Raw genomic sequence first — 4,739 nt, 5'->3', positions numbered from 1 at the left:
CCCTGACGGACCCCGCGACACCGACCGCGCCCGGCGAATCCCGGGCGCGGCCGAATCCCGGGTGCTGACCGCGAAGTACCGCAACGCCACTCCCCCGGACTCGCGGGGCGCCTCCGAGCATCTGGCGCCGTTCGTCGCGCCGTACCTCGACGACACCGCGACGCGGATCGTGGACGCGGTGCAGACCGCGGCCGACGGACTCGCGGTGACGCCGCTCCAGGTGGCGCTGGCCTGGGTGCGGGATCGGCCGGGCGTGGCCGCGCCGATCGTCGGCGCGCGCAACGCGCAGCAGCTCACGGCGGCATTGTCGGTGGAGGCGCTTACGCTTCCTGACGAGATCTGCCGGGCGCTCGACGACGTGTCGGCGCCCGTGCACCGCTATCCCGATCACGACTGGAGCACGCTGTGAGCACGGAGCCGGGGCTGGGCGCCAAGCCCGAGGCCGACGACGAGGGGACGACGGCCGGTGGGACGACGGGGGACGGCGCGGGAGGCGGTGACATGCCGACGGGGGCCGGCGCGGGGCACGGCGGCGGTTCGGCGACCGAAGGGTCTGCCGCTGACGACGGGGCGGTCGGTGACGGCGGGGCCGGTGGGGGTGGTGAGGGCTCGGGGCAGGTTTCCGAGGCCGCGGCCGAGCTCGCCGCCCAGCGGGTCGAGCGGGAGCGGATCGAGCGGCGCAAGGCCGAGAGGAAGGGCTCGATCGAGAGCGGGGGCGGCCTCAGCGGTACGGCGGCCGACCTGCTCGCGGCGGTCCGGGCGGTGGAGAGCGGGGAGAAGCGGGCGGCAACCGTCCTCGCCGGTCCGGGGCCCGCCGGGCGCCCGGCACCCGTGGCTGAAGCCGCCCGCCGGCCGGAGCCGGTCCCTGCCCCCGCCCCGCCCGCGAGGACCGCCGGACCGGCCGGCCCCACCGCGGAGACGATCGCGGCGGTACGACGGGTCCTGGCTGACGGCGGTGCGCCGGAGTCGCTGGCACCCGCGGTCGCGGCCGCCCTCGGCGAGGGCGCGGACGCGCTGCTGCGGGACGACCCCTGGCAGCTGCTCCGGGTCGGCGGTGTACGGCCGGACCAGGCCGACGGCTTCGCGCGGGCGCTGCTCGGCGCGGAGTGCGGCCCGGACGACGAGCGGCGCGGCCGGGCGTTGACCGGGTGGCTCCTCGAACAGGCGGCCCTGGCCGGGCACACCGCGCTGGAGATGCCGACGCTGACGGCGGCGCTGACCCAGCGGGCGGTGCCCGACCCGGAGGCCGCCGTGCAGAGCACGCTCGCCGAGGGCGAGGCGCTGGTCTTCCAGGACGCCCTCGATCCGGGCGCCCCGGAACCCGAGGACGACGAGGAGGAGCGGCCGGTCCGGGTCCTGGTCGGCCTGGAGCGGTACGCGCTGGCCGAGGAGAGCCTCGCCGACGGACTGGCCCGGCTGGTCAACTCCCCGGCCGACGACGCCCCGGAGCCCTGGGAGGCGGCCGCGACGGCGGCGTCCGGCGGCGCGGCGGAGCTGGCGAGGGCGGTCGCCGGACACGGGCTGGTGCTGCACACGGGCGGCGAGGCCGCCCGGTCCGAACCCGCGGCACTGCTGGCCGCTGCCCGCGCGGCGGGGCTGCGTGCCTTCGCCGCCGCCCACACCCCCGACGGGCGCCGGCGGCTGGCGGCGGCGCCGGGGGACGGGGCGGAGGCGGTCGGCACGGTCGCCGGTCTGCTCTCCGGTACGGAGGGGCCCGGCCGGGACGCGGAGGGCGCCCTGGACCTCGATCTGCTGATCGTGCTGGACGGGCCGCAACTGGACGTGGAGAGCGCGGCGATGATCGTGGAGACGCTGCCCGACGGGGCCCGGCTGGTGCTCAGCGGTGATCCGGCGGTGCTGTGGTCGGCGGGCCCGGGCCGGGTCTTCGCCGACCTGCTGGCGGCCCGCGTCTGCCCGGTGATCGCCTCCCGCACGCCCGATCCCGGCCCGCTCGGCGAACTGGCCTCCGGGATCGGCGTGGGCGAGCTCCTCCAGGTCGAGGCGCCCGGCAAGGAGGTCGTGATCGTGCCGGTGCGGGACGCGGGCGAGGCGGTGCACCGGACGGTGCAGCTGGTCGCCGACTCCGTGCCGCGCGCCATCGGCGTCCCCGCCGGGCAGACGGTGGTGATCACCCCGGGCCATGGTGGTGCGGCGGGCACCCGTGCCCTGAACACCGCCCTCAAGGAACGGCTCAATCCGGGCCCCGGCCGGTTCGGCGGCTTCGACCCCGGTGACCGGGTCGTCTACTCCCCCGCACCGGGCCGTACGGAGCCGGGGCAGGTGGTGAAGGCCGACGCCGACGGGCTGCACCTGTCGTGCGCGGACGCGCAGGTCGTCGTGGAGAAGGATCGGGTGGAGCAGTCCGTGCGCCACGGCTGGGCGCTGACCGCCCACCAGGCGGCGGGCGGCCGGTGGCCGGCAGCGGTCGTGGTGCTGCCCGGCGACGCGGCCCAGTCCCTCAGCCGCCCGTGGGTGTACACGGCGTTCAGCCGGGCGGATCGCCATCTGTCGGTGGTGCACGGCGTGGAGCAGGCCCTGCCGAAGGCGGTGGCCGAGATCCTGCCGAAGCCCAGGACGACCCGCCTTCCGCTGCTGCTCAGGGCCCAGGTGCCGACAGCCGGCTGAGACGGTGTTGGCAGCGCCGCCGACCAGTGGTGCCGAACCGCCCCGGAAGGCCGGAGGGCACCACCGGTCCGGGCAGGTCAGCGCTCGGCGTCCAGCGGCTCCAGGTCCTCGTCGAGGTCGAGGTCGTCCTCCAGTTCCCCGGCCTCCTCGGCGTCTTCCGGGTCCTCGTCGTCGAACACCGCGCTGACGTCGAAGCGGCACACCACCAGCTGTGGATCGACACCCTCGAACGGCGCGTCCAGCCACTCGCCGGGCTCGGCCGGGTCCTCCGCCGCGGTCACCCACAGCGTGGAGTCGCCCTCCTCCAGGCCGAACTCCTTGTGCCGGGAGGCGATCTCATCCGGTTCGAACTCGCCGAACAGGACCCCGAGCGCCCTGTGGACGGTGCCGGCGGCCTCCTCGCCGACGGCGGGGCCCTCGTCGTACTCCACGGCCTGGACCCGCTGGGCCTGTGCCAGCAGCCGCTGTGGTTCCGCCACGGCGTAGTCGCGGCGGATCAGCACGCTGATCGCGTTGGGTTCCTCGGGACCCGCGTACGGTGGCAGCGAGTCCTCGGTCCCGGGGATCTCGAAAGGGGTGACTTCGTCGTAGCGGTCGTACAGGAGCTCGTCGTAGACCTCGGCGGCCGCGGCCAGCTGGTTGAACGCCTCGTAGACAGCCGGGTCGTCCTCCCCCGACCTGCGTTCGACCGCGGCCAGATGGCGGTCGAGCGCGGTCTTGACCGCCTCGGCGGCGGCGCGTACCTCGGCAGCGGTGGGCTGCGCAGCATCAGACATAGTGCAGACGCTATCCGTACCGGGCACCAGCCCGCACAATAGATGCGATGCCGGAATACGAATTTGTCGACGTGTACGTACCTCGCGGGGTGTCCCGCAAGGAGGCCACACGTCTGCTGACGGACCATGCCGAGTACGGACACTGGGAGTTGGACCGACTGAGCCTCATGCGTGACGGCAGCCGCAGGGTGCGGTTGCGCCGGCGGATCATCCGCCAGGTGCGTGCCACATGGTGAGACCGGCCCCCTGACGGAGGGGGCCCCGCGTCGGCGGGGCCCCCTCCGTGCCTGCCACGCACCGCGGGTGGTGCGTCACCGTCCGTGCGCTACGCCGTGGCGCGCGCCTTGCGGTAGAGCACCGCGCCCGCGAGCAGTGCGCCGGCGCCCGCGGGAAGCGCGAGGCCCACCGGGAGGTCACTGCCCGTGTGCGCGAGCTGCGCGGCGCCGCTGTCCGGCTGGGTCACCGAGCTGCTGCCCACCGGGCTGACGACGGAGGAGCCGTGACCACCGGCCGGGACGGTCCCGCCCCCCGGGTGACCGGGGGTGCCGGGGGTGCCGGGGTGGCCCGGGGTGCCGGGGTGGCCCGGGGTGCCGGGGGTTCCAGGAGTGCCCGGCTGGCCCGGACTGCCCGGGTTCCCCGGAGTGCCCGGGTGCCCTGGAGTACCCGGGTTTCCGGGGTTGCCCCCGTGTCCACCGTGCCCGCCGTGCCCGCCGTGGCCCCCGTGCCCACCGGAGCCCCCGTGCCCACCGGAGCCCCCGTGCCCACCGGAGCCCCCGTGCCCACCGGAGCCCCCGTGCCCACCGGAGCCCCCGTGGCCCCCGTGCCCACCGTGGCCCCCGTGGCCCCCGTGGCCTCCGTGCCCACCGTGGCCCCCGTAGCCACCCGAGCCGCCGTAACCCCCGTCGTTGTTGCAGTCGTTGCCCACGGCCGGGTTGAGAAGGCCGATCACGTTGACGCTGTTGCCGCACACGTTGACCGGTACGTCGATCGGCGCCTGCACCGTGTTCCCCGACCCGACCCCCGGCGAGCCGCCGGTGTGGCCACCGGCGTGCGAACCGCCGTGGTCGCCTCCGTGCCCGCCCGAGTCACCGTAACCGCCCGAGCCGTAGCCCCCGGTCGCGCCGCCCCCGCCGCCGTGGTTGGCGCACTTGTTGCCCACCGCCGGGTTGAGGAGGCCGACCACGTCGACGGTGTTGCCGCAGACGTTCACCGGCACGTGCACCGGCGCCTGCACCGTGTTGCCGGACACCGATGCAGACGGTGCCGACGCCGTCCCAGACGCCGTCGCCGGTGAGCAGGGCGAGGCCGACGCCGCCGAGGGCGAGGACCAGGCCGATG

The 4,739-nt window shown here is 75.9% G+C and carries 5 protein-coding genes; 3 read left to right on the top strand and 2 right to left on the bottom strand.

Annotated elements, in window-relative coordinates:
* Both ABZ646_RS40265 and ABZ646_RS40260 read left to right on the top strand, forming a co-directional pair.
* On the top strand, nucleotides 1-409 hold a 409-nt coding region (locus ABZ646_RS40265; RefSeq protein WP_360530830.1), incomplete at its 5' end, for an aldo/keto reductase.
* Nucleotides 410-501: 92 nt separating this feature from the next.
* Nucleotides 502-2,625 carry a helix-hairpin-helix domain-containing protein gene (locus tag ABZ646_RS40260; RefSeq protein ID WP_360530833.1) on the top strand — a complete coding sequence of 708 codons (2,124 nt, stop codon included), beginning with the start codon at nucleotides 502-504 and terminating at the stop codon, nucleotides 2,623-2,625.
* Nucleotides 2,626-2,702: 77 nt separating this feature from the next.
* On the opposite strand, the gene ABZ646_RS40255 is transcribed toward ABZ646_RS40260, so the two are convergent.
* Nucleotides 2,703-3,401: a hypothetical protein gene (locus ABZ646_RS40255; RefSeq protein WP_360530827.1), complete on the bottom strand. Its 699-nt coding sequence runs from the start codon at nucleotides 3,399-3,401 to the stop codon at nucleotides 2,703-2,705.
* Between the two features lie 47 nt (nucleotides 3,402-3,448).
* On the opposite strand from ABZ646_RS40255, the gene ABZ646_RS40250 reads away from it, so the two are divergent.
* Nucleotides 3,449-3,637, top strand: coding sequence for a DUF5703 family protein (locus ABZ646_RS40250; protein WP_046732800.1), 189 nt, complete (start codon nucleotides 3,449-3,451; stop codon nucleotides 3,635-3,637).
* A gap of 89 nt (nucleotides 3,638-3,726) precedes the next feature.
* Here the strand turns inward: ABZ646_RS40250 and ABZ646_RS40245 are convergent.
* Nucleotides 3,727-4,739, bottom strand: a 1,013-nt coding sequence (locus tag ABZ646_RS40245; protein ID WP_360530824.1) for a chaplin, incomplete at its 5' end; no start/stop codon positions are given.

It is taken from the genome of Streptomyces sp. NPDC007162 (genome assembly GCF_040634175.1).
Lineage (GTDB): Bacteria > Actinomycetota > Actinomycetes > Streptomycetales > Streptomycetaceae > Streptomyces.
This window is presented reverse-complemented; position numbering and strand designations above follow the sequence as displayed.

Excerpts from the sequence above, each read along its gene's own strand:
- ABZ646_RS40260 (WP_360530833.1), top strand. The coding sequence starts at position 502 with ATGCCGACGGGGGCCGGCGCGGGGCACGGCGGCGGTTCGGCGACCGAA.
- ABZ646_RS40255 (WP_360530827.1), bottom strand. The coding sequence starts at position 3,401 with ATGTCTGATGCTGCGCAGCCCACCGCTGCCGAGGTACGCGCCGCCGCC.
- ABZ646_RS40250 (WP_046732800.1), top strand. The coding sequence starts at position 3,449 with ATGCCGGAATACGAATTTGTCGACGTGTACGTACCTCGCGGGGTGTCC.